The organism is Pseudomonas japonica (assembly GCF_013522925.1).
Classification (GTDB): Bacteria; Pseudomonadota; Gammaproteobacteria; order Pseudomonadales; family Pseudomonadaceae; genus Aquipseudomonas; species Aquipseudomonas japonica_A.
Map to the genome: position 1 here is coordinate 25423 of NZ_JAAMQU010000007.1, position 25920 is coordinate 51342.

Sequence of the window (25920 nt, forward strand, 5' to 3'; positions counted from 1 at the left end):
CCCAATGGCGCTTTAATAGCATGGTGACGGGCACCTACATGCAGCGAAGGTTTGCTTTCCACCGCAAGGCTCGGTTCAATGACTCCAGTGCAACTGCCGAGCCCCGGCCAGCCATACGCCCCGGGGGTCGCTCAAAGGGAACCGAGTATGACCGCACGAGCCGTAATCAACGCTTCGATCAGCCCAAAGGGCAGCCTGGAAACCCTCTCGCAACGCGAAGTGCAGCAACTGAGCGAAGCGGGCTCAGGGAGCATCTACACGCTTTTCCGCCAATGCGCCCTGGCCATTCTCAACACCGGCGCCCATGTGGATAACGCCAAGACCATCCTCGACGCCTACAAGGATTTCGAGGTACGCATTCACCAGCAGGATCGCGGCGTTCGCCTGGAACTGCTCAACGCACCGGCTGATGCCTTCGTGGACGGCGAGATGATCGCCAGCACCCGGGAAATGCTCTTCAGCGCCCTGCGCGACATCGTGTACACCAAGAGTGAGTTGGACAGCCAACGGATCGACCTGAGCAATTCTGTGGGCATTACCGACTACGTGTTCCACCTGCTCCGCAATGCCCGCACCTTGCGCGCCGGAGTAGAGCCGAAAATGGTGGTGTGCTGGGGCGGCCACTCCATCAATAGCGATGAGTACAAATACACCAAGAAGGTGGGCCACGAGCTGGGCCTGCGCAAGCTTGACGTGTGTACCGGCTGTGGCCCGGGTGTGATGAAGGGCCCGATGAAAGGCGCCACCATTGCCCACGCCAAGCAACGGCTTACCGGTGGCCGCTACCTGGGCCTGACCGAACCGGGGATCATTGCCGCCGAGGCGCCGAACCCCATCGTGAACGAGCTGGTGATCCTGCCGGACATCGAAAAGCGCCTCGAAGCGTTCGTGCGTGTCGGCCACGGCATCATCGTGTTCCCGGGCGGCGCGGGCACCGCCGAAGAGCTGCTGTACCTGCTCGGCATTCTCATGCACCCGGAAAACCGCGACCTGCCCTTCCCCTTGCTGCTCACCGGCCCACGCAGCGCCGCCAATTACTTCGAGCAGCTGCATGCGTTCATTGGCGCTACCCTGGGGCCGGCCGCGCAGGCGCTGTACACCATCATCATCGACGACCCGGCCGAAGTGGCCCGGCAAATGGCTCAGGGCCTCAAGGACGTGAAGCTTTTCCGCCGCGAACGCGCCGATGCCTTCCACTTCAACTGGCTGCTGCGGATCGAAGAAGGCTTCCAGCGCCCGTTCGACCCCACCCACGAGAATATGGCCGCGCTGCAGCTCAACCGCGACATTCCTCCACACCAGCTGGCGGCAAACCTGCGCCGGGCATTCTCGGGGATCGTGGCGGGCAACGTGAAAGAGCACGGCATCCGCCTGATCGAAGCCCACGGCCCGTATGAGATCCACGGGGACCCTGCGATCATGCAACCCCTGGATAAACTGTTGCGCGCCTTCGTGGCGCAGCACCGGATGAAACTCCCTGGTGGAGACGCCTACGTGCCCTGCTATCGGGTAGTGCAATAACCTTGTGAGGCAGTGCCCCGTCGGGCGCTGCCTCAGCTTTCAGGAAACATGATGATTTCGATCCGCCCCATGCAGCCAGAAGATTTCCTCCGCTTCTGGCCTACCTTCCAGGCCGTGGTCAGCGCCCAGGAAACCTACGCGTACGACCCCAGCGTGACCGAAGCTCAGGCCCGGGCGCTGTGGCTCGACCTGCCGCTGCACACCTTCGTGGCTGAAGAGGATGGCGTGCTGCTAGGCAGCTATTACCTCAAAGCCAATGCTGCCGGGCCTGGCAGCCATGTTTGCAACTGCGGCTACATGGTCACCGAGGCTGCCCGCGGGCGCGGCGTGGCACGGTTGATGTGCGAGCACTCGCAAACCCAGGCACGCGACAGCGGCTTTCTTGCCATGCAATTCAACTCGGTAGTGGCCACCAACGAGGTGGCCGTTGCCTTGTGGCAGAAGCTGGGCTTCGAGGTAGTCGGCCGGTTGCCGAAGGCTTACCGCCATGCTCGCAAGGGCCTGGTGGATTGCCTGGTGATGTTCAAATGGTTGGCCCCCGCCCCGGCCGAAGCTCCCCCCACGCCGCTGATCGGTCGTAAGAATATCGAGTCGGTGGTGTCGCGCCCTCGCCGACGCTAACGCCTTCACCCGGTCGCCCGCACGTCGGGCGCACGGCCGGTGCGCTTTAATTTGCTCAAGTATCGCCGATGCTTATGGCCATCGGCAGGCTGTGCCTGCGTGTTCGATTTAAAGCACGGAAAAGGGCTGAACCACCATGGGCTTTATCAACAACGCCAAGTTGGCGACCAAACTTCTAACCGCGTTCGTTCTCTGCGCACTGCTTACGCTGATCGTGGGCATCATTGGCGGCCGAGGCATCGGCCAGGTCAGCGACAACCTCGACAGCGTGTTTTCCAACAACGTTGTCTCGATCCTCAACGTAAACAAGATACGCGCCAGCGTTATCGCGCAAAACCGCGACCTTTATCGCTATCTTTCGCTGGTGGCAGCCAAGGCGCCGGTGGAAACCCGCCGCGAGCTGATCGCATCCATGAATGCCAGCCGCGAAGACGCCTGGAAGGCATTTCAGACCTACCGCACTACCCCACTCGCCGACGATGAGCGCGCCGCCGGCGACGCCATGCAGCAAACCGATTGGGCTGCTTTCCAGGCCGCCGTAGACCGGGCGATCAGCTTGATCGACCAAGGCGACATCGAGGTGGCGCGCCAGGCGCTGAACGGGCCGGTGCTGGAAGGCTACCGCCGCGTGCTTGGCGAAATCACCACCATCAACGATTCCAACGTTCGCCAGATCGACGAGGCCGCCACCGACTCGCGCGCCACCTCGCAGCGGGCCACTTACCTGCTGATTGCCGGTATCGCAATCGCGTTCATCATGGCCATCGGGTTGGGCATGCTTATCACGCGCGTTATCGTGAGGCCGATCAACCTGGCCGTCTCGACCGCCCGCCGCGTGGCCGATGGTGACCTGACTGTGCCCATCCGGGCCGACCGAACCGACGAAACCGGCATGCTGCTGACCTCATTGGGTACGATGCAGACCAACCTGAAAAACACTATCGAAGAGATCGCCAAGGCGTCGGACCAGCTGGCTTCGGCGGCTGAAGAGTTGAGCGCGGTGACCGAAGAAAGCACCCGTGGCCTGACCCGTCAGAACGACGAGATCCAACAGGCCGCCACGGCGGTAACGGAGATGACCAGCGCAGTGGAAGAAGTGGCTCGCAATGCGGTATCCACCTCCGAAGCTTCGCGCAGCACCAGCCAGGAAGCGCAGACCGGCCGCAGCCAGGTGCAGCAAGCAGTAGGCGCAATCAATGGCATGGCGCGCGAGCTCAATGGCTCGACCGAAACCGTGCACACCTTGGCCGACCAGGTGCGCAATATCGGCAACGTGGTGGACGTGATTCGTGGCATTGCCGAGCAAACCAACCTGCTGGCCTTGAACGCCGCCATTGAAGCGGCACGGGCTGGCGAGCAGGGCCGAGGCTTCGCGGTGGTGGCGGACGAAGTACGCGCGCTTGCGGCGCGTACTCAAACCTCCACCGGCGAAATCGAAACCATGATCGCCACTGTACAAGCCACGGCAGACCAGGCGGTGCGCGCCATGGGCAACAGCCAGTCGCTGGCGCAAAATACTCAGCAACTGGCCGAAGCCGCAGACCAGGCACTTGAACGTATCACCGTGGCGGTGGCGGGTATCAACGAGCGTAACCTGGTGATCGCCAGCGCGGCCGAAGAGCAGGCCCAGGTGGCCCGCGAAGTGGACCGCAACCTGGTGAACATCCAGGACCTGTCCAGCCAGACCGCCGCCGGTGCCAACCAGACCAACGCGTCCAGCCAGGACCTCTCCCGCCTGGCTACCTCCTTCAGCCGCATGGTTGCCCGCTTCAAGCTTTAAGTGGCACGCTGCAAGCGGCAAGCTAGAGCCATGGGCTTTTTAGCTTGTGGCTTGCAGCTTGGGACGCGTAGCGGCCGCTTAAAACTCCACGGTGAGGCCAAGGTTGAGGCCTTGCTGCTGGCTGGCGTCGGTGCGGCGCCAGTTGTACATGCCGCTCACGCTCAGGCCCGGCGCCAGTTGATGGCGCAGCCCGAGGCTGGCGCGATCAAGGTTGCGTTGGGCACTGTAGCCCTGCAGCGTAAAGCCATTGGCGGGCAGGCTACGCAGCGCGAGGTCCAGTTGCTGGGCGTCATCGTTGAACTCCCGCTCATGGGCCGCTTCGGCGAATAGCTGGGTGGCATCGCCCAGGCTTCGGCTCACTTTCAGGCCGAGGCCAAGGCGTTTGGAGTCGCGGCGCTGGTCGCCGATATCCAGTGCAGTGGCGCGCTCGGTGCGCTCGGAATAACCGTCCACTTTCACGCTGGCGTAGTCTGCGCTTACGAATGGCGATACCCGCCATGGGCTATCGGCTGGCGCTACTTCGATCCCCAGCCGGCCGCTTACCGCCCACAGCTCACCTTGGCTGTCGCCTTTTTCCGAGCGCTGCCCTACACCCAGGTCGAACGTGCGCTTGAGGCTGTCGTAGTCCAGCGAGCCACCGGTGGCGGCCAGGTCACCCCACAGGCGCCCTTGCTGGTACTGGGCGAACGCCGTGCCCAGGTAGCTGTTGAGGCTATAGTCGGAATCCGCCACGCCGGCTTCCATTCGCTGCCGGTAATAACCTGCAGCCACGCCCACACGCCATGCTGTATTCAGGCGATAACTGCCGCCTACCGTAAGCGTATAGCCCTTGCCATCGCCCTTCGCGCCGCCATGCTGGTTGTCGAAGGTCAGTTGCTCGCCGCCGGTGTCGATCAGCGCCTGCCAGCCACCTACAGGCTGCCACGGCTGTTGCCACTGGTTACGCAAGGCGTCCTGATGGCTACGTAGCCCGGCATGGGCCATTTCCGGCAGCAGGGTAAGCTCCCACGGCGCGGACAACAGCGAGTACGCATAGTCAGCGATCAGCTTCTGGCCAGTGGTGGTGGGGTGCACGCTGTCGTTGAACAGCAACTTCGTAGGGTCTGGCGCGGCGCTGCCCAGCCCGTAATTGGCGTTAGCCGTGCAGCCATTGCCGTTGAAGCAGGTACCTACCAGGTTCTCGCCGGTGGCAAGGCCGTAGCGCGCCGGGTCTGCGACCACTTCCGACAGCAACAGCGGGACGTTCAGCGGGATCACCTCGGCATCGATCTGTGCCAACTGCGCCACCAACGTTTGGTTGAACACGCTGCTCAGTGCCGAAACGCCGGCCTGGTTTGCCGTGCCGTAGTTGAACGGGGTAAGCCCCAGGTCGGGCAGCAGCCATACCATGATGTAGCGCGCGCCGGCCTGCTGCAGTGCCTGCGCACTAGCGGCGAGGCGCCCGGCGGCGGCGGCGGCCGTAGCCACAGAGGTCACCTGCCCTTGCAGGAAATCATTGCCGCCCCCGGTGAGGTAATACAGGGCCCTGGCGTCGGCACGGTTGCCATTGGCCAGGTAACCGGGGCGCTGTCGCAACACAATGCCGCCGGTTTCTACCGTGGACTGGCCCGTGATGGAATCCAGGATCTGGTCGGTACGGTAGCCGCCTACTGCCCAATTGTTGCCATCGGCCAGCCCCAGCGCCTGGTTCACCACCGAGGTGGAGGCGCCCAGCTCAGTGGAGCCCAGGCCCAGTCGGTCGCCCAGCAGGGTTGGCGAAACCTGCCCATACACCTCGCCGCTGCCGTTCTGATAGGTGGGCCCGGTGCGGTTGGTAAAGCGGGTGGCAGACCCCAACGGCCCGCCCGGGTCAGGGAATTGCCCGGCATCGCTGAGGCTATCGCCGAACACCACCATGGTGGAGTAAGGCGAAGGGTTCGCCCAGGCAGGCGCCGAAGCAACGGCCAGGGCTAACGCGGTGGCGCAGGCAAGAGGAAACGCTTTGTTCATGAAGGTATCGTCCTTGTATTTTTATTGTTACAGCACGGACGATAGTACTAATTGGCGAAGATTTACACCCCGATGGATTTAATTATCAAGCAATTGAATTCAAACGAATATTTTTGAATGTAGGCTTGAGCCCGGTTAAACCACCAGCGGCCACTCTTGCAACGGCACATAGGAGCCCTTGCGGGATTCGAACAACGTGAAGTGGGTGGCCTTTAGTAGAAAGTCCGGCGCACTGGGCGCTTCGGGTACCTCGGTTCGGTAATCCCGCGCAAGGGTGAGGTGGGGGCGGTAATCGCTGTGCTCAGGTAGCAAGCCCAACGGTTGCATGGCTTGCTGCAGGTCATAGGCCAACCGCAGCAGCGCCCTTGGCGGTTGCTCGGGCGCCAGCAGCAGCACACCCGAGCGGCGCCAGCCATCGAGCCGATCCAGCGGCACGCGCAGTGGCTCTCCCGGGGGCTTTACCGCACCCGCCGCAGCCAGAATCGCGGGCAGCAGAGGCAGCGGCACTTCCCCGAGGAACAACAGTGTGAGGTGGAAATTATCCGCAGGCACGCGCCGGCCGTTGCCAAGCGGCAGTTCCTTGCGCCAGCGTGCAATCGCCTGGCGTTGCTCAGGCGTGCACGCCAACGCGAAGAACAGCCGCTTGAAGGGTTCGCCCGGTTCGCGTGGATGAGGCATGGCGGGTGCTCCTGTTGTGCGTCAGGCCCCCATGTTGAAGGTTTCCGGATCCGGGCCCAGCCGCTCGCCCCTGTCCAATGAAGCGATCTTGGCGCGGTCGTCATCGGTAAGCTCGAATTCGAGCACGTCGAAGTTCTCTCGAATGCGCTCGGGTGTCACCGATTTGGGAATCACGATATTGCCGCTATCCAGGTGCCAGCGCAGGGTGATCTGGGCGGGGGTTTTGCCGTATTTGGCGGCAAGGGCTTGCAACACCGGGTCCTGGGCTACCTTGCCCTGAGCCAGCGGGCTCCAGGCTTCGGTATGGATATTCAACGAACGGTGCACCTCGCGCAGGTCGGCACGCTGGAAATACGGGTGGGCTTCCACCTGATTCACCGCCGGAGTAACGCCGGTCTCCCTGATCAGGCGCTCCAGGTGGGCCGGGTTGAAGTTGGACACACCGATGGATAGCGCCCGGCCTTCATCGCGCAGGGCGATCAAGGTTTCCCAGGTTTCCAGATAACGATCCGCCTGGGGCAGCGGCCAGTGAATCAACAGCAGGTCGACGTATTCCAGATCCAACCGCTCCAGGCTGCGCAAGGCGGCATCGCGCGAAGGCTGTGCGCCTTGGTCGGCATTCCACACCTTGGTGGTGACGAAGTAGGATTCCCGCGGCAGCGCGGCGTCCTTCAGGCCTAGGCCCACGCCGCGCTCGTTCTCATAAATAGCCGCCGTATCAATGGAGCGGTAGCCCACTTCGAAGGCATGCAGCACAGCCTGGCGGGCCTGGTCGTCGGTCGCTTTCCAAACCCCCAGCCCCAACTGAGGCATCATCTTGTCGTCGTTCAAGGTCAATAAAGGTACGGACTTGCTCATGGCGGCTCCTCACTCGAAATTGATGGCGCGATGGGTTAACGACAGCGCCGAAGCCCGTTGGGTTCGCAAATTCCGCCGGCTGCCGCCAGGTTGCGTAACCCCATTACAGCCACCAGAATAAAGCTGACCTGATGTTTCCCAGCGGTATGGCGGCCGAAATGACCCAGCATTCTTTCAACGAAAGCACTCTTAAAATCCGCAAGCTGTTCCCTACCCCTCTGGTGAGCTGCCCGGTGCCGGACGCTCAGGCCCTGAACGAACGCCTGAGCGCCGCGATTTTTGCCGAGGAAGCGCGCTCACGCGGGGTGCAGCACAGCAATCAGGGCGGCTGGCAATCCCAGGGCGATTTCGCCAGCTGGTCGGGGGAAGCCGGCGCGTATCTGCTGGGGTTCGCTCAAGACATGGCCCGCAGCCTCACCGCTGTGCACACTGCCGACAACACGCTGGTACATGCCACCTTCGAGTGGCATTTCAACGCCTGGGCCAACATCAACCGCGCCGGCGACAGCAATGGCGTGCATGGCCATGCTGGTGCCTTCTGGTCGGCGGTGTACTGGGTGGACGACGGCGGCCGCGCCGATGATCCGAGCGTGGGCGGCGATCTTGAATTCCTCGACCCCCGTGGGCTGGTAGCCTCGGCCTACCGGCCGGAATTGCGCATGCGCATCGAGGAATGTGTGGCCGCCGGCTGCGCGACGACCGAGGCGGCCCGCAGCGGCACGCTGGTGATGTTCCCCTCCTGGCTGTTGCACAGCGTAAGGCCGTTCAAAGGCGCGCGCCCTCGCGTGTCGATCGCCTTCAACTTCGGGCTGTGAGCCCTCTCGGCACACCCGCTGGCAACTGCCCGGCGCGAGGTTGAATGGCCGTGCGCGCTATTCGGAGAAATCCGCTCACAAATGTGAAAAAAAGTTGAAAAAAACTGATAACAGTTTGCAATGACTGCTGCTAGCATTCGCGCCTGAGATTCATTCCTATTGCCAGGAAGGCACTTCCCTGACCTGACCCGTTCCAGGAACCATCCGATGGCCGTTCGCTTCCCGTCCCGCCCTACCCTGCTTGCCCTGTGCTGTTCCGTTGCCTTCGCTGCCCACGCCGCCGAGGACGCCGTGGACCTCAGCGCTATCGACGTTACCGCACAGAAAACCGAAGAACAGAACCCCCTGCCGCCCGAATTTGCCGGTGGCCAGGTTGCGCGCGGTGGCCAGCTGGGCATTCTGGGTAACAAGGACATCATGGATGTGCCGTTCACCATGACCAGCTACACCTCGAAACTGATCGAGGACCAGCAGGCCGAGGACGTGGGCGACGTGTTGATGAACGATGCGTCGGTAAGGCAGGCGTATGGCTACGGCAATAATTCCCAGCTGTTCGTGATTCGCGGCCTTACCCTCAACGGCGATGACATTTCCTATAACGGCCTTTACGGCGTATTACCTCGGCAGATCCTGTCTACCGATGCGTTGGAGCGCGTGGAAGTATTCAAAGGCCCGAACTCGTTCCTCAACGGTGTATCCCCTACGGGTACCGGTTTGGGCGGCGCGGTGAACCTGGTATCCAAGCGTGCCAGCGATACCCCGATTCGTCGGTATACGCAGGACATCTCCAGCGATGGCCGCATCGGCGAACACCTGGACATCGGTCAGCGTTTTGGCGAAGACAATCGGTTCGGAGCGAGGTTGAACCTGAGCCAGCGTGAAGGCGAAACGGCCGTCGACGACCAGGACCAGCGCAGCAAGTTGTTCGTGGCTGGCCTGGATTACCGCGGCGACCGCTTCCGCGTATCGACTGACTTCGGTTATCAAAAGCAGCGGATCAACCATGCACGTAACTCGGTGCAGCTCGGTCAAGGGTTGACGAGCATCCCCACTGCCCCTGCTTCAGATAAGAACTACGCTCCGGACTGGACTTATGCGGAAACTGAAGACACTTTCGGGATGATTCGCGGCGAATATGACCTGGACGACAACTGGACCGCCAACGTGGCGGGAGGCGTCAGGCACACCCATGAAACCGGCATGTATGGCACCCCAACCCTGATCAATGCCACGACTGGGGCTGCAACCATAGGTGGCTCCACCATCGACCACAACGAAGACAACAACAGTTTCTCGGCCGGATTGAACGGGCACTTCCAGACGGGGCCAGTCAGCCATCAGGTCGCAATTGGCGGGGCGACGATCTGGACTCAGCAGGAAAACGCTTATGAGTTCTATCCGTCCACGGCGGGAAACACGAATATCTACCACCCCACCTCGCTGACCAAGCCCTCGGCTTGGTCCCTCAAAGGTGGCGAGCTAAGCGACCCCAATGTGACAGGTAAAACCCGGAACCGAAGCATCGCAATCTCCGATACGCTCGGCTTCTTCGATGACACATTGCTTATTACCGCTGGGGTGCGCCGACAGCAACTTCTCATACAGTCCTATGGGTACGGAAGTGGCAGCCGTATCGACCCTGTATATGACAAAGCTATCACCACACCTGTGTATGGCATTGTTTATAAGCCGTGGGACACCGTCTCGCTCTATGCCAACCGGATTGAAGGATTGGCAGAAGGTGCTACTGCACCCAGTAACGGGACTGTCAGTAACCCTGGAGAAGTTTTCGCACCGGGCCGCACCAAGCAACTCGAGGCAGGTGTGAAGCTGGACTGGGAAACCTACGGTGCCTCGCTGGGCGTATTCCGGATTGAAAAGCCTACCGATGGTTACGCGCAGAACGGTATCTACGTAGCCAAGGGCGACCAGATCAATAAAGGCATCGAGCTCAATGTCTTCGGTGAACCCATCGACGGCCTGCGCTTGATGGCGGGTGCAACGCGTATCTTTACTGAATTGCAAGATACGAACGATGCCACTACAGAAGGCAAAGACGCCGTAGGCGTACCAACCTTCACCATGAACGCCAGCGTCGACTGGGATGTACCGGGCCTGGAAGGCGTGGCCTTGAACGCCCGTATGCTGCGCACTGGTGGCCAGTATGCCGACGCCAAGAATACCCTCACCCTGCCGACCTGGAACCGCTTCGATGCCGGTGCCCGTTACAAATTCAAGGTCAGCCAGAAGGACGTGACCTTGCGCATGAACGTGGAAAACATCACCGACAAGAACTACTGGGCCTCGGCCTACGGTGGCTACCTGACCCAGGGCGAGCCTCGCCTGGTGAAGTTCTCCGGTACGGTGGACTTCTAACCCCTGTTCGCTAGTTTCATTGGCTCCTACAACGCGCCTGACACAGCGCGGGGTAGGAGCAAGCGAAGCCGCAGGCGTAGCTCGCGAATCAGGGCATCTACCCGTCAGGACGCCTTGCGCAGCGGAATGTACGCCGAGTTCTGCTGCTCCAGGGCAGCGGCAATCAGCGCGCCGGTGTCTTCCAGGCGCGCTACCAACTCTTCGCTCGGCGCATGCAGCGACCAAGGCTGATCCGCCGCCGACGCGGCCAACCCCAACGTTTCCACGCGCTCTGCCGCTTGCATAAAGTGGCGCATGTCCGGCATGAACGCGGTAAACCCCTCGCCCTTCAGCGCCATGGTGCGTATCCCCAGCAGTTTGCAGATAGCGGCCTTGGCGGCGATGTCGTCACGGTCTGCCTGGCGCGAGCGCTCGATTAATTGCTCCAGTTCAGTCGCCACCGCCTTGCCGCCATGGATCAGCACCGGCCCCTGCTCCCACGCCTGCGGCGGGCAGTCTTTGTTCTCGGCACGCAGCGGAATGTGCGGGTTGATTTCCGCCGGATAAATGCGGCACACCAATGGCCGGCGGTCGTAGATCCGGCACATCAGGTTTTCGTCCAGGTTGCGGCAGGGCCCCACGTTGAAGGCGGCAAAGGTAATCGCGACATGGGCATGGGTGCTGCCGCACGGCACGCGCAGCGAACGGCGCTGGGCATGTTGCAGGGCCGGGTCTAGCGCCAGGCGCTCATCGTCCAGGAAGCCTTCGGTCAGCACGATCAACGTGCCCCCGTCGGCCGCCCACTGCTTTGCCTCATCGAGGGTGAGCGGAACGTGATGATCGTTACAGCACTTGCCACAACCCACACAGGAAAACCGCATGCGCTACCTCAGCCAATTGAGCCCGCGCCGGGAAACCGGCGACTGGGCGGAGATGGGGTAGCTAGAGCAGATTGTGTGCCAGTTGTTACACCGCCAGTGCCTGACACAACTGCCGCGGGTCAGTTATCAGCAGCTGCAGGGCGGTATCAGGCATGGGGCTACTCCGAAGGGGCTATGCTTCACAGAGTCTGTACAGTTGGTGGGCCCTGTATAGCTGGCAGAACTGTCAGGTAGGCGCCTTGGAGATAGCCGATGAAAGATTTGCACTTGCTGCTCGAGCGGCTGGATCCGCCTGTGAAACACACGGTAGAAGCCCGCGGCGAGCAGGTGTTGCTGACCTTGGTGGACCCGCAGATACCGGCCAAGGTGCAGCGCAGCCTGGAGTCGCGCCAGTGGCACAACGACAAGGTGCTGGTGGTTATCCTGCTTCACGCCATCAATGAACTGCGCGGCAAGGGCTCCCACGCCCCGCTTGAAGTGTTCAAGACGGTGTAGCAGCGTCCATTCAATACCCTGCCTCAGTACCCTGCCTCAGTACCCAGCCTCAGTACCCAGCCTCAGGATCTGCCTGGTTCAGCAATGTTTCCCCCGCTAGAAGCCGCTGAACATTGACTACAACCTGCCGGGCGATACCCTCGACCGAAGCCGACGACGCCATGTGCGGCGTGATGATCACTCCCGGCGTACGCCATAGCGGATTATCCGCCGGCAAGGGCTCGTGCTCGAACACATCCAGCACCGCGCCACGCAATTGCCCACTCTCCAAGGCCGCCAGCAAATCCGGCAGCACCACATGCTCGCCGCGCCCGCAGTTGATCAGGGCCGCGCCAGAGGCAAGATGCTCGAAGGCGCCTGCATTCAGCAGGCCGCCGGTTTCTTCAGTAAGTGGTAACAGGCATACGAGGATGTTCACCCCGTTCAGGAATGCGGGTAACTCAGCCGGCCCGGCAAAGCTGGTAACCCCTTCGATGGCTTTGGCTGACCGGGCCCAGCCACGCACCTTGAAGCCCAGCCCCACCAACGCCGAAGCAGCATGCGCCCCCAGAGCGCCCAGCCCGAGGATACCCACCGTTCGAGCGCTGGCCGGGTGCTGCGGTGGTTCAGCCCATACCGCCCGCGCCTGGTTGGCGACCACCGTATCGAGATGGCGGTGATAGTGCAGCACGGCCCAGATCACGTACTCGGTCATGCCCTGACGGTGGTCGGCATCCACGATCCTGCATACCGGCACATCCGCAGGCCGGCTGGGGTCGCGCAGCACGTTGTCGATCCCGGCGGCGATGGATTGCACCAACCGCAGCCGCGGGTAATTGCCCAGGCTCCCCGGCGCGGGGCACCAGCAGGCGGCAACGTCGGCATGCTCGGCCCCTGGCTCTCCATGCAGGTACACCGGCAGGTCAGGCGCCAGTGACTGTATCGCCGGGCGCAGCTCCGCCAGGTCGGCGGTACCGCTTATCAATACCACCCCGCTCATGAGCAATAGTCCTCGCGCTGAGGCGCAATCAACTTGAGCGCGGCATCCCAGGCCAGCTGGATCAACGCCATGCCTTCTTCATCGTCGGTGAACTGGCTGGCGGTCAGGCGGCACACCTCCTCGCTGGGGTAGATCAGCTCACTGCCACCTGCCAGCGCCTGCACCTGTGCCTGGCAGGCACGCTCGAGAAAGTGAATCTCATGGAAGGCTTCGGCCACGTTACGGCCGCCGGCCAACAAGCCATGATTACGCAGTATCATTGCCCGATGCGGGCCCAGGTCGCGCACCAGCCGCTCCCGCTCGCTCAGGCACAGCGCCACACCTTCGTAGGCGTGATAGGCTAACTTGCCGTAGAACTTCAGCGCATGCTGAGTGATGGGCAGCAGGCCCTGAGCCTGGGCGGATACGGCCATACCAGCGGCGGTATGGGTGTGGATCACGCAGTTCATATCCGGCCGGGCCATATGAATGGCCGAGTGAATCACGAAGCCGGCTTCGTTGACGTTGTGATCCTTGTAGGCCGGGTTTACCCGGCGGCCGTCGCGGTCGATCAGTACCAGGTCACTGGCACGCATGTGGTCGAACAGCACGCCGTATCGGTTGATCAGGAAATGATGCTCCGGGCCCGGCACGCGCAGGCTGATATGGGTGTCGATCAGGTCGGTCATGCGAAAGTGTGCGATCAGCCGGTACAGCGCGGCCAGTTCGCAGCGCAAGGTCCATTCCGTTTGATCGATGTTTTCAGGGCAGCTCATGTAGGGGCTCCAGGCATGGCACGCAAAGAACAAACCCGCTGCAAGGCTCGCGCCAGCGCAACGGTCCAAGCGTAGCGGCTTCAAGCCATGGCTGCATGGCCTACCTCACGTCGGGAAATCGGCGCAACGCCCGTGAGAACACCGCTGCGCCTGTGTCCTATGGTTCAGGGCAGCACACAGGGACCAACCCACATGGACAACCCATTTACCGCACTGGACTCGTCCTCGCGCGACCACAGCATCGCCATCAATTCCTACACCACCGTATTACGCCACCCCAAGGTTCCCCATGAGCTGTTCGCGGCGTACTGGCGTGACGTGCACGGCCCCCTGTGCGCGCGCATCCCTGGGCTGGGGTGGTACGTGCAATACCACTTCGCCCGCGAGCACGATGCGCATTTATGGCCCTTGATCGAAGGGATTGCACCGTTGCCGGGCTATGTACTGGATGGCGCGGTGGAAATCGGCTTCGCTTCGGCGGGTGATCAGCAACGCTTCAAGGCGGCGAGCAAGGTGTTGTTCGTGGACGAGCAGAACGTGTTCGAGGAAACCCTCTGCTATGACTTGCCTGAAGGCTCAACCACCCTCGTGGATTACCTGGCCGACCCCTGCCCCAACGAAACCGTACCGCTGGACCGCCTGCATATCCATTTCCACGGCGAGGCCGGTAACAGCGACGCGTTCAAGGCCTTCCTGCGCCAACAAGTGGCCGCCACGCTGGTTGCAGACCCGGCCGTGATGAAAGTACGCCTGCACCTGCCTGTACCTTACGATAACGCCCGCCCCAACCCCCCGTCCCCGAACGTGCGGCACGAATCGCCGGCGGCGCGCCTGCACCTGGCAATGTTGGAAGTGGTGTTCGAATCGGCATTGGCGCGGCGGCGGCTGTTCGAGTCCACGGCGTTTCGCCAGGCTACCCGGGGGCTGGCCGAGCATGTTCGCTATGTAACGGCGTTTTCGGTGAGCGGCGTATTCACCTATGTACGCGACGGTGAACTGACCCTGGCGGGCTTGCGTGGCAGCCGCCCGGCGCAGTTGATACATCAGCTGGGGGCGATCAACCAGACCGAACCGGAAGCCACGGGGCTGTTCCTGGCCCATGAAAACGGGTCGAACGGCTCGCGGGCGCGTGGGTGATAAATCGCAGGCAATAAAAAAGGCGACCGGTTAAGGTCGCCTTCTTCAATAGCTCAAGGGTGTTCAGTGGGCCCTTGAAGCAAATATGGCGCAGCGGACGGGACTCGAACCCGCGACCCCCGGCGTGACAGGCCGGTATTCTAACCGACTGAACTACCGCTGCGCGATACACACGAGTGGTGGGTGATGACGGGATCGAACCGCCGACCCTCTGCTTGTAAGGCAGATGCTCTCCCAGCTGAGCTAATCACCCTTTGTCTCTCGGTGTGGCGCGCATTCTACGGACGGCCTTCCCTGCTGGCAAGCGTTTTTTTAAAAAGTTTTTCCTGCCCTTCCAAAGACTTAGCCCACGCTTGGCCTGAGCTGAAACAGAGCGAATAATGCGCGGCTTGTGTATTAACAGAGACACCCGCCCATGTGGTTCAAAAACCTGCTTGTCTATCGCCTCACCCAGGATGTGCCGTTCGACGCTCAAGCGCTGGAAGACGCATTGGCCAGCAAGCCGGCGCGCGCCTGCGCCAGCCAGGAACTGGCCACTTATGGTTTTGTGGCACCGTTCGGCAAGGGCGAGGATGCGCCGCTGGTGCATGTAAGCCAGGACTTCCTGCTGATCGCCGCTCGCAAGGAAGAGCGCATTCTGCCCGGTAGCGTGGTCCGCGACGCGGTGCAGGAGAAGGTCGAAGAGATCGAGGCCGAGCAGATGCGCAAGGTCTATAAGAAGGAACGCGACCAGATCAAGGACGAGATCATCCAGGCCTTCCTGCCGCGCGCCTTTATTCGTCGCTCCAGCACCTTCGCCGCCATTGCGCCCAAGCAAGGGTTGATTCTGGTGAATTCGGCCAGCGCCAAGCGCGCCGAAGACCTGCTGTCTACCCTGCGCGAAGTGATGGGCTCGCTGCCGGTGCGGCCGCTGTCGGTGAAGATCGCCCCTACCGCCACCATGACCGACTGGGTGAAAAGCCAGCAGGCGGCGGCAGACTTCTTCGTGCTGGACGAGTGTGAACTGCGTGACACCGGCGAAGATGGCGGCATCGTCCGCTGCAAGCGCCAGGACCTCACCAGCGATGAAATCCAGCTGCACCTTAATACCGGCAAACAGGTCACCCAACTGGCCATGGCCTGGCAGGACAAACTGTCGTTCGTGCTGGACGACAAGATGGTGGTCAAGCGGCTGCGTTTCGAGGAGCTGCTGCAGGATCAGGCCGAGGAAGACGGTGGCGAAGAGGCGCTGAGCCAACTGGACGCCAGCTTCACCCTGATGATGCTCACCTTCGGTGACTTCCTGCCGGCGCTGTTCGAGGCGCTGGGCGGCGAAGAAATCCCGCAAGGCATCTGAACCACCTTACCCGGTCATTACTATAAGAAGGACACGTCATGCGCGCCCTGGCCGCTTTCAGCCGTTTTGTGGGGAATACCTTTGCCATCTGGGTGCTGTTGTTCGCCCTGCTGGCATTCATGCAGCCAGCCTGGTTCATTGGGCTCAAGGGCGCGATCGTGCCGTTGCTGGGGCTGGTGATGTTCGGCATGGGGCTTACCCTGCGCCTGGACGATTTTGCCGAGGTGTTCCGCCACCCTTGGCGGGTGGGGCTAGGCGTGGTCGCGCATTTCGTGATCATGCCGGGCGTGGCGTGGGTGCTGTGCCAGGCGTTTCACTTGCCGCCCGACATCGCCGTGGGTGTGATCCTGGTAGGCTGCTGCCCCAGTGGCACCTCCTCGAACGTGATGACCTGGCTGGCCAAAGGCGACCTCGCGCTGTCCGTGGCCATCGCCGCGGTTACAACGCTGCTCGCCCCATTGCTCACGCCCACGCTCATCTGGCTGCTGGCGTCGGCATGGATGCCGGTGAGTTTCTGGGACATGTTCTGGTCCATCCTGCAGTTCGTGATGCTGCCGATCGTGCTGGGCGTGATCGCCCAGCGCCTGCTGGGCGCCGCGGTGGCCGTGGCGGTAAACGTATTGCCGCTCGTGTCGGTGGTGAGCATCGTGATGATCGTGTGTGCGGTGGTAGCCGCCAGCCAGGCGCGTATCGCCGAATCCGGCCTGCTGATCATGGCTGTAGTGATGCTGCACAACGGCTTCGGTTACTTGCTGGGCTACTTCACCGGCCACCTGTGCGGGCTGCCACTGGCCCAGCGCAAATCCCTGGCGCTGGAAGTGGGCATGCAGAATTCCGGCCTGGGCGCGGCGCTGGCTGCGGCCCACATTTCTCCCATTGCCGCCGTGCCCAGCGCGCTGTTCAGCGTGTGGCACAACATCTCCGGGGCGCTGCTTTCTACCTTCTTCCGGAGGATGAAAGGGACGGAGTAATCCGCCCATTCGCGAACTTAGCCTGGCGGCTCGGCCCGTCCCCACAGGGCCTACATGACCCTTGTGGGACTCAGGCGGAGCCCCGCTATCGTTCCATCCCTCGCAACGCCTGCACCCTCTCCCGCAACCGCCCCGGCAACTGCTCTCCCTCGTTCACCGCAGGGCCGGCGACCACGGCTACCCGCGACCAGAAGCGGCGGAACAGCCCCTTGTGTGGTGCGCGGCTGAAGAAGCTGCCCCACAACCCACGCAGTGCCATCGGGATCACCGGCACAGCGGTTTGCCCCAGAATGGTGGTGGTGCCGCTTTTGAAGGCGTCGATCTCTCCATCCGTGGTGAGCTTGCCTTCCGGGAACACGCACACCAGTTCACCTGCCGCCAGGTAGCCAGCGATGTCGCGGAACGCCCGCTCATAAATAAGCAGGTCTTCGGAGCGCCCGGCGATTGGGATGGCGCCAACGGTGCGGAAGAAGAAGTTGAGCACCGGCAGGTTGTAGATCCGGTAATACATCACGAAACGCACCGGCCGCCGCACCGCGCCAGCGATCAGCAGCGCGTCCACGAATGACACGTGGTTGCACACCAGCAACGCTGCACCCTCGTCGGGAATGTTATCCAGCCCTTCGTGGCGCACCCGGTACATGGAGTGGCTGAGCAGCCAGATCAGGAAGCGAACGCTGAACTCAGGCACGATCTTGAAGATGTAGGCGTTGACGGCGATGTTCATCAGCGACACCACCAGGAACAACTGCGGGATGCTTAAGCCCGCCCCGCTGAGCAATGCCACCGCCACGATGGCCGAGACCACCATGAACAATGCGTTGAGGATGTTGTTGGCCGCGATCACTTGGGCGCGCTGGTGCTCGGGCGTACGCGACTGGATCAACGCATAGAGGGGCACGATATAAAAGCCGCCGAAAATCCCCAGCCCGAGAATGTCCAGCAGCACTGGCCATACCGCAGCCGTTCCCAGCAATTGGAGCCAGCCCAGGCTCTCGCCGTGCTCAGGCGCCGGCACATTCCCCGAATGCCACCACCACAACAGGCCGAACAACGTTAGGCCAAACGAGCCGAAGGGCACCAGGCCGATCTCCACCTGCCGCCCCGACAGCCGCTCGCAGAGCATCGAGCCTGCGGCGATACCCACCGAAAATACCGTGAGCACCAGCGTGACCGCAGTTTCGTCGCCGTGCAGCCACAGCTTGGCGTAGGTGGGTATCTGGGTGAGGTAAATTGCCCCTACGAACCAGAACCAGGAATTGCCCAGCAACGATCGCGACACAGCCTGGGTTTGCCCTAGGCCCAGCCGCAAAGTACGCCAGGTTTGTACCGGCACATTCCAGTTGATTCGCAGGCCGGGGGCGGATGCCGCAGCCGGCGGAATGGCGCGGCTGGCCAGGTAGCCCATCGCCGCGACGGTCACAATCGCGATGGCCACCCCCGGCGCGTATACCTGCTCGGCCATCAACACCCCGGCGCTGATCGTCCCGCCCAGAATGGCCAGAAACGTACCCATTTCAACCAGGCCGTTACCGCCCAGCAACTCCCTGGGGCTCAAGGCCTGGGGGAGGATGGAATATTTAACCGGGCCGAACACGGCCGAATGGGTACCCATGGCAAACAAGGTCAGCAGCAGCAACGGCAACTGGCCGTAGAAGAAGCCAGCCGCGCCAATTCCCATGATCAGCACCTCCGCCAGCTTGATCGCGCGGATCAGCCGATCCTTGGCGAAGCGTTCGCCGATCTGCCCGGCCAATGCCGAGAACAGAAAGAAGGGCAGGATGAACAGCAGTGCGCAGAGGTTGATCCAGAAGGTGCGATCGCCCTCGATACTGAGCTTGTAAAGGATGGCCAGGATCAACGACTGCTTGAACACGTTATCGTTGAAGGCACCCAGCGCCTGGGTAAGGAAAAACGGCAAAAAGCGCCGCGTACGCAACAGCTGCAGCTGTGAACTCATCGTCCTTGGGTCTCGTGGTGGGCCAGTGGCTGGCTTTGCCCTATTGGAACGCCCGTTTGAGAAAAAAGCCACACGTGTAAGCGCCCTGGTTCGGGATAGACCATGGTCGCGCCTGACGAACCGGCCCGGCCATGCCAGACTCCCCGTTTGCGCTTATTGCCACCATGGAGCCGCAATGTCGCTTTCCAGCGGGCTGATCGCCGCGGTCGCCCTGGCCTATATGGCCGTCATGTTCGCCATCGCCTATTGGGGCGACCGTCGGCAAACCACGTTATCGCCTCGGCTAAGGGCCTGGGTGTATAGCCTGTCGTTGGCTGTGTACTGCACCAGCTGGACCTTCTTCGGCGCGGTGGGCCAGGCCGCCGAGCAGCTTTGGGCCTTCCTCCCCATCTACCTGGGCCCTGCCCTGCTGTTGCTGCTGGCACCTCGGGTGTTGCAAAAGATGGTGTTGATCAGCAAGCAGGAAAACATCACGTCCATCGCCGACTTCATCGCGGCGCGGTACGGCAAATCCCAATCCCTGGCGGTGGTGGTGGCGCTTATCTGCCTGATCGGGATGCTTCCTTATATTGCGCTGCAGCTCAAAGGCATCGTGCTGGGCGTGAACCTGTTGATCGGTGCCAGTGCCGATGCCACCGGCCCTCGCGTGCAGGACACCGCCATGGTGGTGTCCCTGGTGCTGGCGTTGTTTACCATCGTGTTCGGCACCCGCAGCCTGGACGTGACCGAGCACCATCGCGGCATGGTGCTGGCCATTGCGTTTGAAGCCTTGGTCAAACTTTTCGCGTTCCTTGCGGTGGGCGCTTTCATCACCTACGGCTTGTATGACGGCTTCGGCGACCTGCTTGCCCAGGCGCGCCTGGCCCCAGCGCTGGAAAACTACTGGGGCGAAACGATCAATTGGCCCTCGATGCTGGTGCAGACCGGGGTGGCGGTGATGGCGATGATCTGCCTGCCACGCCAGTTTCAGGTCACTGTGGTAGAGAACATCGAGCCGCGGGATTTTCGCCTGGCGCGCTGGGTGTTCCCGGGTTACCTGCTGCTCGCAGCGTTATTCGTGGTGCCGATTGCCCTGGCCGGGCGAATGCTGCTGCCTGAAGCGGTGATCCGCGATTCCTTCGTGATCAGCCTTCCTCTGGCGGAAGCGCACCCGGCCTTGGCGCTGCTGGCGTTCATTGGCGGTGCTTCCGCGGCTACTGGAATGGTGATCGTGGAAAGCGTGGCGCTGTCGACCATGGTCTCCAATGACATCCTGTTGCCCTGGCTGCTTCGGCGCCAGCGCACCGAGCGCCCGTTCGAAGCCTTCCGCCACTGGATGTTGTCGGCACGGCGGGTGAGCATTCTGGCCATTCTGCTGCTGGCCTACGTGAGCTACCGCCTGCTGGGCTCTACCGCCAGCCTGGCGACCATCGGGCAGATCGCCTTTGCCGCCGTGGCCCAGCTCACGCCGGCGATGGTTGGCGCGCTGTACTGGAAACAGGCCAACCGCCGTGGGGTGTTCGCGGGCCTGGCGGCGGGCAGCTTTCTGTGGTTTTACGCCCTGGTATTGCCCATTGCCGCACACAGCCTGGGGTGGCCGCTGGCGGCGTTCCCGGCCCTGAGCTGGCTGCACGGCAACCCATTGCATTTGCCTATTTCCCCACTCACTCAAGGGGTGGTGCTGTCGCTGGCGGGTAATTTCATCCTGTTCGTGTGGGTGTCGGTGCTGTCGCGCACCCGGGTGTCCGAGCACTGGCAGGCGGGGCGCTTCGTGGGCCACCAGCAAAGCCTGCGTCCCAACAGCAAAGGCCTGTTGGCGGTACAGCTGGACGACCTGTTGAAGCTGGCGAGCCGCTTTGTGGGGGAAGAGCGCGCGCAACAAAGCTTCAGCCGCTTTGCCTACCGCCAGGGCAAAGGCTTCAACCCCAGCCAGACCGCCGACCCGGAATGGATCGCCCATACCGAACGGCTGCTGGCCGGTACCCTGGGCACCTCATCCACCCGGGCCGTAGTGAAAGCGGCCATCGAAGGCCGCGACATGCAGCTGGAGGACGTGGTTCGCATTGCCGACGAAGCCTCCGAAGTGCTTCAGTTCAACCGCGCGTTGCTGCAAGGCGCGATCGAAAACATCACCCAGGGCATCAGCGTAGTCGACCAGCACTTGCGCCTGGTGGCCTGGAACCGCCGCTACCTCGAGCTGTTCAACTACCCCGAAGGGCTGATCGCGGTGGGGCGCCCCATTGCCGAGATTATCCGGTTCAACGCCGAGCGTGGCTTCTGCGGCCCCGGAGAGGCGGAAGTCCACGTGGCGCGCCGTCTGCATTACATGCGACAGGGCCGCGCGCACACCTCGGAGCGGGTATTCCCGAACGGCCAGGTGATCGAGCTTATCGGCAACCCCATGCCCGGAGGCGGCTTTGTGATGAGCTTCACCGACATCACCGCCTACCGGGAGGCGGAGCGTGCACTCAAGCACGCCAACGAAAGCCTGGAGCTGCGCGTAGCTGAACGTACCGGTGAACTGTCCGCACTCAACCACGCACTGATCGAGGCCAAGGCACATGCCGAAACCGCCAACCGATCCAAGAGCCGCTTCCTCGCTGCGGTAGGCCATGACCTGATGCAGCCAATGAACGCGGCCCGGCTGTTCTGCGCCGCCCTTGGCCACCATGGCGCCGACCTTCCGGCGGACGCTGCGCAACTGGTTCGGCACATGGATAGCGCGTTGCGCTCGGCCGAGGACCTGATCGGCGATTTGCTGGACATTTCCCGCCTTGAAAACGGGCGAGTCACGCCGAACCGCAATGCGTTTTCCCTCAGCGAGTTGTACGGCGCGCTGGGCACCGAATTCACAGCCTTGGCCCAGGAACAAGGCCTGAGCTTCCGGCTACGTGGCAGCAACCTGCGGGTGGACAGCGACATCAAGCTGGTGCGGCGCATTCTGCAGAATTTCCTCACCAATGCCTTCCGCTACGCCAAAGGGCCGGTACTGCTGGGCGTGCGCCGGCAGGGCAACGCGGTACGGCTAGAGGTGTGGGACCGTGGCCCGGGGATACCCGACGACAAACTGGGAGTGATCTTCGAGGAGTTCAAACGCCTGGACAGCCACCAGACCCGCGCCGAAAAAGGGCTTGGGCTGGGCCTGGCTATCGCCGATGGGCTGTGCCGCTTGCTGGGGCATCACCTTGAAGTGCGCTCCTGGCCAGGCCGGGGCAGCGTGTTCAGCGTGACCGTGCCCGTTGCCGAATCCGAGGCGGTGCCGCAGCGGGCCGCGTTACCCGCCACACAACCCCTGAGCGGGTTACGCGTACTGTGCGTGGACAACGAAACCAGCATCCTTACCGGCATGGCCAGCCTCCTCACCCGTTGGGGCTGTACCGTGTGGACCGCGACCGACCGCGCCGGCTGCGCCGCGTTGCTGGCAGAAGGCGCCCAGCCCACGCTGGCGTTGGTGGATTACCACCTGGATGACGGCGAGACCGGGACAGCGCTGGTAGCCTGGTTGCGCACCCAGCTCAACGCGCCAGTGCCCGGCGTGGTGATCAGCGCCGATGGTCGCGCCGAGACCATCGCCCAGGTTCATGCCGCCGGCCTGGACTACTTGCCCAAGCCGCTGAAACCCGCCGCATTGCGCGCGTTACTTGGTCGGTATCTCACCCGCCATGATCTGGCGCGGGCTTGAGTCATTTTCCAGCGGGCCTGCCGCGCCATCTTCGGCCCCCGCCAGCGCACGGTCGAGCAGGTCTGCCGGCAGGCTCTTGCTGGCTCGCGCGCCGAGCAACTTGAGCTGTTCACTGCGGCTGACCAGGTTGCCGCGCCCTTCGGTCAGCTTGTTGCGGGCGCTCGCGTAGGCCTTGTCCAACTGTTGCAGGCGGTTCCCTACTTCATCCAGGTCCTGGATAAACAGCACGAACTTGTCATAGAGCCAGCCCGCGCGCTCCGCGATTTCGCGGGCGTTCTGGCTTTGGCGCTCCTGCTTCCACAAGCTGTCGACCACCTTCAGCGTGGCCAATAACGTTGTAGGGCTCACTACCACGATCTGCTTGTCGAAAGCCTCCTGGAACAGGCCGGGGTCGTGTTGCAAAGCCGCTGAAAACGCCGCCTCGATAGGCACGAACAGCAGCACGAAATCGAGGCTGTGCAGCCCTTCGAGGCGGCTGTAATCCTTTCCGGCCAGCCCTTTGATATGCGAGCGCAGGCTGTGCACATGCTGCTTGAGCGCACCCTGCGCCACGTCCGCTTCGGAGGCCGCGATGTACTGCTGCCATGCAGTAAGGCTGACCTTTGCGTCGACTACCACTTGTTTATCGCCTGGCAGGGTGACCAGCACATCCGGCTGGAACCGCTCACCGTCAGCGCTCTTAAGGTTCACCTGGGTGCGGTACTCCCGGCCTTTTTGCAGGCCGGCATGTTCCAGCACGCGTTCGAGCACCAGTTCACCCCAGTTGCCTTGGGTTTTCTGCCCCTTCAATGCCTGGGTGAGGTTGGTGGCCTCGTCACTCAGGCGCAGGTTGAGTTGCTGAAGGCGTTCGAGCTCCTTGGCCAGCGAAAACCGCTCACGCGCTTCATTGTTGTAGCTGTCCTCTACCCGCTTTTCGAACGCCTGGATACGGTCGCGCAGCGGATCAAGCAACTGCCCGAGCCGCTGCTGGCTGTTCTCGGCGAAACGTTGCTCGCGCTCCTCGAAAATCTTCCCCGCCAGCTCCGCGAACTGTGCCCGCAGCTCATCGCGCGCGTTCTGCATATCCTGCAAACGCTGCTCGTGCCCTTCACGTTGCTCTTGCAACTCCGCGCTCAAGCCAGCGCATCGGGCCTCAAGCTGGCGCAGTTCGCCCTCACGCTGCCCGCGTTCATGTGCCCACGCATGGGCGGCATCGCGCCCGTTGTCCACCTCCATGCGCAGCAGCTCGAGCTCGCGGCCGGCTGCGGCAAGCTCGGCGCGAACGCCCGCTTGCTGTTCGCCGAGCGAGGACAGTCCCGAGGCCTGGGCTTGCACCCGCTGTTCCAATACCTGCTCACTGAGTTGCGCTACCCGTAAACGCTCTTCCAGCAAGGGCAACGCTTCGCGCGCAGCTTGAGCAGTGCGATGGAAATGCCAGGCAACGCCAATGAACGGAACGGCCGCAGCCAGGGCGGCGATAAGCAGGTGAAGGGCTTCATCAGGCATGAGGGGATTCGGTCAAAAGGATGACGCGCGCGCCAGGCGCGGAAACGTGGCTGAAGCATTCTACCTGTGAGGGAGGTTATGCCAAAAAGTTACAGCGATCGCCTTGACAGTGGTAACTGGCCAGAGCGCGCGTTTGCCTCGTTTGGCTGGGAACATCGGCCTAGAGCAATCTGCGCTCACAATCCACAGAAGCTGTGGATAACTCAGTGGACAACACCCCCCGGGCGTCCGCAAAGCCCGATAAACCGGGGCCTGCAGACAAACTGTCCATTTTTTCACCAGCTCTAAAAACTGTTTTTTTTCATTGACTTAAAAAATAAACGAAGGGTACGGAACCTTGGCCAGTGCGCCCGTCGGGAATATGACAATCTTGCTTCATCATGTGCACAACGCCCCACGGTGGCGCAAGCCCCCGCACCGGCGTGGGCATTGATACGGCGCAAGGAACGCGCCGAGAAGCCTTACCGTTCATCGGTAAACCTGACTAAAGGTTGCCAAGCTCGCTACTTACCTGTAGGTTTCGCCGCAGTTTGTACAAAAGCTGAAAGCAATTTCGGCCGCTCAAGTCCCTCCAGCTTTATCGCAGGCCCCATTGGCCATGCATCCCGCTGTTTTCTCGGACCCCACTCGGCCTTCAGGCCAGCGCCAAGCGTCCCTCGTGTCACGCCCCGCTGTCTCGCTTCCCCAGGCTTTCCCCGACCTTCAGTAAACAGGGTCGTGGCGCCTCTCGTCTTGCGTACTTACCGCCGCCTGCCATGCGTTCATATTGACGTCACAGGCGAGCTGTACTGTTCCGGCAGGTTTCCCGCATATACGTTATTGCGGGCCGGAACAAATTCAATGCCGCACGGTTCTGATCCGTGTCAATCGCAGGAACACAATAATGACCTTCAATACCCAGACCCAATCCGCTATCCATACCCTGTCCCAAGCATTCGCCCCGCTGCGCTGTGTGATCCTTGCAGCGCGCAATGACAGCTTCAGCTTCTCCGTAGTGAACGAGCATGGCGTGGCACGCCACACCCAACGTCTCTACCCTGAACAGTATGCTGCCCCCGCACCGCTGCAAGCCGTGATCGAGCGCGCCCGCCAGTCCCTGGTCGCCTGAACAGGATTCGCGTAAGCCCCCGGCTGCAAACCTTCCGACAGACGTCACTTTACGCGGCAAAGTTAAAGCTATGCTTTAACTTGAGCGTACGGCGAGCGGCCGGCCGCTCCCAGGCGGACCCCGTCCGATTGATCGCTGCCACGCGTGGGGGCCGCCTGTTTTTCTCCCTTGTTACAAAATAATCGCTGAAGTATGCCAACCGGCAAGCGCCCTCCGGTCGGATTGCCCTCTGCCGCTTCGCAAAATGCTGAAACGTGCCTTCCTACAACGTCAATAAACCTATCAACCCGACCAAACCCAGCTGGCATGCCCCTTCCAGCCCCAAGCGGAAGCTCTCCGGCGCCTTCTCGTCAAAAAAACGTTGTCAAAACGTGATCCCCTTGTTGTACCCCATCGAGCGAAACTGACCAGCCAGACAGCCCAATGATCGGATTGTCCTACAAAAAGGCTCTATCTAGCCTGATACAGGGCTATGGCGCCGTGTGGGTTTTATTGGTAATTTGCGGCGGTGATCACCCACGGAGTAACAACAACA

General features: G+C 62.1%; 18 protein-coding genes, 2 tRNA genes and 2 pseudogenes. 12 read left to right on the forward strand and 10 right to left on the reverse strand.

Going from position 1 to position 25920, the window contains the following annotated elements:
* Nucleotides 1-147 precede the first annotated feature (147 nt).
* The 4 genes and pseudogenes from ppnN to G7016_RS25810 form a co-directional block, all read left to right on the forward strand.
* The gene (ppnN, locus tag G7016_RS12645; RefSeq protein WP_181114648.1) at nucleotides 148-1521 is read left to right on the forward strand and encodes a nucleotide 5'-monophosphate nucleosidase PpnN; all 1374 of its coding nucleotides are present in this window, start codon (nucleotides 148-150) and stop codon (nucleotides 1519-1521) included.
* Between the two features lie 51 nt (nucleotides 1522-1572).
* The gene (locus G7016_RS12650; RefSeq protein ID WP_181114650.1) at nucleotides 1573-2142 is read left to right on the forward strand and encodes a GNAT family N-acetyltransferase; all 570 of its coding nucleotides are present in this window, start codon (nucleotides 1573-1575) and stop codon (nucleotides 2140-2142) included.
* Nucleotides 2143-2278: 136 nt separating this feature from the next.
* Nucleotides 2279-3064 (forward strand): annotated as a pseudogene (locus G7016_RS25805) (MCP four helix bundle domain-containing protein); the annotation flags it as partial.
* Between the two features lie 258 nt (nucleotides 3065-3322).
* Nucleotides 3323-3922: pseudogene (locus tag G7016_RS25810) on the forward strand (methyl-accepting chemotaxis protein); the annotation flags it as partial.
* A 78-nt stretch (nucleotides 3923-4000) separates the two neighbouring features.
* Here the strand turns inward: G7016_RS25810 and estP are convergent.
* From estP to G7016_RS12670, 3 genes are all read right to left on the reverse strand, one after another.
* Nucleotides 4001-5911 (reverse strand): esterase EstP, encoded by a 1911-nt coding sequence (gene estP, locus G7016_RS12660; RefSeq protein WP_181114654.1) that lies wholly within the window; start codon nucleotides 5909-5911, stop codon nucleotides 4001-4003.
* 135 nt (nucleotides 5912-6046) lie between these two features.
* Nucleotides 6047-6589 carry an RNA 2',3'-cyclic phosphodiesterase gene (thpR, locus tag G7016_RS12665; protein ID WP_181114656.1) on the reverse strand — a complete coding sequence of 181 codons (543 nt, stop codon included), beginning with the start codon at nucleotides 6587-6589 and terminating at the stop codon, nucleotides 6047-6049.
* A 21-nt stretch (nucleotides 6590-6610) separates the two neighbouring features.
* Nucleotides 6611-7447 (reverse strand): aldo/keto reductase, encoded by an 837-nt coding sequence (locus G7016_RS12670; RefSeq protein WP_181114658.1) that lies wholly within the window; start codon nucleotides 7445-7447, stop codon nucleotides 6611-6613.
* 158 nt (nucleotides 7448-7605) lie between these two features.
* Here G7016_RS12670 and G7016_RS12675 point away from each other — a divergent pair, with 158 nt between their 5' ends.
* Together G7016_RS12675 and G7016_RS12680 are read left to right on the forward strand one after the other, a co-directional pair.
* Nucleotides 7606-8262, forward strand: coding sequence for a TIGR02466 family protein (locus tag G7016_RS12675; RefSeq protein ID WP_181114660.1), 657 nt, complete (start codon nucleotides 7606-7608; stop codon nucleotides 8260-8262).
* A gap of 207 nt (nucleotides 8263-8469) precedes the next feature.
* Nucleotides 8470-10638 carry a TonB-dependent receptor gene (locus G7016_RS12680; protein ID WP_181114662.1) on the forward strand — a complete coding sequence of 723 codons (2169 nt, stop codon included), beginning with the start codon at nucleotides 8470-8472 and terminating at the stop codon, nucleotides 10636-10638.
* Between the two features lie 104 nt (nucleotides 10639-10742).
* On the opposite strand, the gene G7016_RS12685 is transcribed toward G7016_RS12680, so the two are convergent.
* On the reverse strand, nucleotides 10743-11498 hold the full coding sequence (locus tag G7016_RS12685; RefSeq protein ID WP_181114664.1) for a YkgJ family cysteine cluster protein: 756 nt from the start codon (nucleotides 11496-11498) through the stop codon (nucleotides 10743-10745).
* A gap of 252 nt (nucleotides 11499-11750) precedes the next feature.
* Between G7016_RS12685 and G7016_RS12690 the strand changes: the two genes are divergently transcribed.
* The gene (locus G7016_RS12690) at nucleotides 11751-11993 is read left to right on the forward strand and encodes a hypothetical protein (protein ID WP_181114666.1); all 243 of its coding nucleotides are present in this window, start codon (nucleotides 11751-11753) and stop codon (nucleotides 11991-11993) included.
* A gap of 49 nt (nucleotides 11994-12042) precedes the next feature.
* On the opposite strand, the gene G7016_RS12695 is transcribed toward G7016_RS12690, so the two are convergent.
* Together G7016_RS12695 and G7016_RS12700 are read right to left on the reverse strand one after the other, a co-directional pair.
* Nucleotides 12043-12972: a 2-hydroxyacid dehydrogenase gene (locus G7016_RS12695; RefSeq protein ID WP_181114668.1), complete on the reverse strand. Its 930-nt coding sequence runs from the start codon at nucleotides 12970-12972 to the stop codon at nucleotides 12043-12045.
* Nucleotides 12969-13727: a class II aldolase/adducin family protein gene (locus G7016_RS12700; protein WP_181114670.1), complete on the reverse strand. Its 759-nt coding sequence runs from the start codon at nucleotides 13725-13727 to the stop codon at nucleotides 12969-12971. The genes G7016_RS12695 and G7016_RS12700 overlap by 4 nt, the downstream gene beginning before the upstream one ends.
* A gap of 192 nt (nucleotides 13728-13919) precedes the next feature.
* On the opposite strand from G7016_RS12700, the gene G7016_RS12705 reads away from it, so the two are divergent.
* On the forward strand, nucleotides 13920-14864 hold the full coding sequence (locus G7016_RS12705; RefSeq protein WP_181114672.1) for a hypothetical protein: 945 nt from the start codon (nucleotides 13920-13922) through the stop codon (nucleotides 14862-14864).
* An 86-nt stretch (nucleotides 14865-14950) separates the two neighbouring features.
* Here the strand turns inward: G7016_RS12705 and G7016_RS12710 are convergent.
* Nucleotides 14951-15027 (reverse strand) — tRNA-Asp (locus tag G7016_RS12710).
* 14 nt (nucleotides 15028-15041) lie between these two features.
* Nucleotides 15042-15117, reverse strand: a tRNA-Val gene (locus G7016_RS12715).
* A gap of 162 nt (nucleotides 15118-15279) precedes the next feature.
* On the opposite strand from G7016_RS12715, the gene rdgC reads away from it, so the two are divergent.
* Together rdgC and G7016_RS12725 are read left to right on the forward strand one after the other, a co-directional pair.
* Entirely contained in the window at nucleotides 15280-16200 is a 921-nt protein-coding gene (rdgC, locus tag G7016_RS12720) for a recombination-associated protein RdgC (protein ID WP_181114673.1), read from the forward strand.
* A gap of 38 nt (nucleotides 16201-16238) precedes the next feature.
* A complete protein-coding gene (locus tag G7016_RS12725; RefSeq protein WP_181114675.1) occupies nucleotides 16239-17171 on the forward strand; it encodes a bile acid:sodium symporter family protein in 933 nt (310 codons plus the stop codon).
* Nucleotides 17172-17256: 85 nt separating this feature from the next.
* Here G7016_RS12725 and G7016_RS12730 read toward each other — a convergent pair whose 3' ends face one another.
* Nucleotides 17257-19131: an MFS transporter gene (locus G7016_RS12730; protein ID WP_181114677.1), complete on the reverse strand. Its 1875-nt coding sequence runs from the start codon at nucleotides 19129-19131 to the stop codon at nucleotides 17257-17259.
* Nucleotides 19132-19306: 175 nt separating this feature from the next.
* Here G7016_RS12730 and G7016_RS12735 point away from each other — a divergent pair, with 175 nt between their 5' ends.
* Nucleotides 19307-22792: a hybrid sensor histidine kinase/response regulator gene (locus G7016_RS12735; RefSeq protein ID WP_181114679.1), complete on the forward strand. Its 3486-nt coding sequence runs from the start codon at nucleotides 19307-19309 to the stop codon at nucleotides 22790-22792.
* Here G7016_RS12735 and rmuC read toward each other — a convergent pair.
* Nucleotides 22748-24277, reverse strand: a complete 1530-nt coding sequence (rmuC, locus tag G7016_RS12740; RefSeq protein ID WP_181114681.1) for a DNA recombination protein RmuC — start codon at nucleotides 24275-24277, stop codon at nucleotides 22748-22750. The two genes, G7016_RS12735 and rmuC, sit on opposite strands and share 45 nt — an antisense overlap.
* Nucleotides 24278-25160: 883 nt before the next feature.
* Here rmuC and G7016_RS12745 point away from each other — a divergent pair.
* A complete protein-coding gene (locus G7016_RS12745; RefSeq protein ID WP_181114683.1) occupies nucleotides 25161-25385 on the forward strand; it encodes a hypothetical protein in 225 nt (74 codons plus the stop codon).
* The last annotated feature ends 535 nt before the right edge of the window (nucleotides 25386-25920 follow it).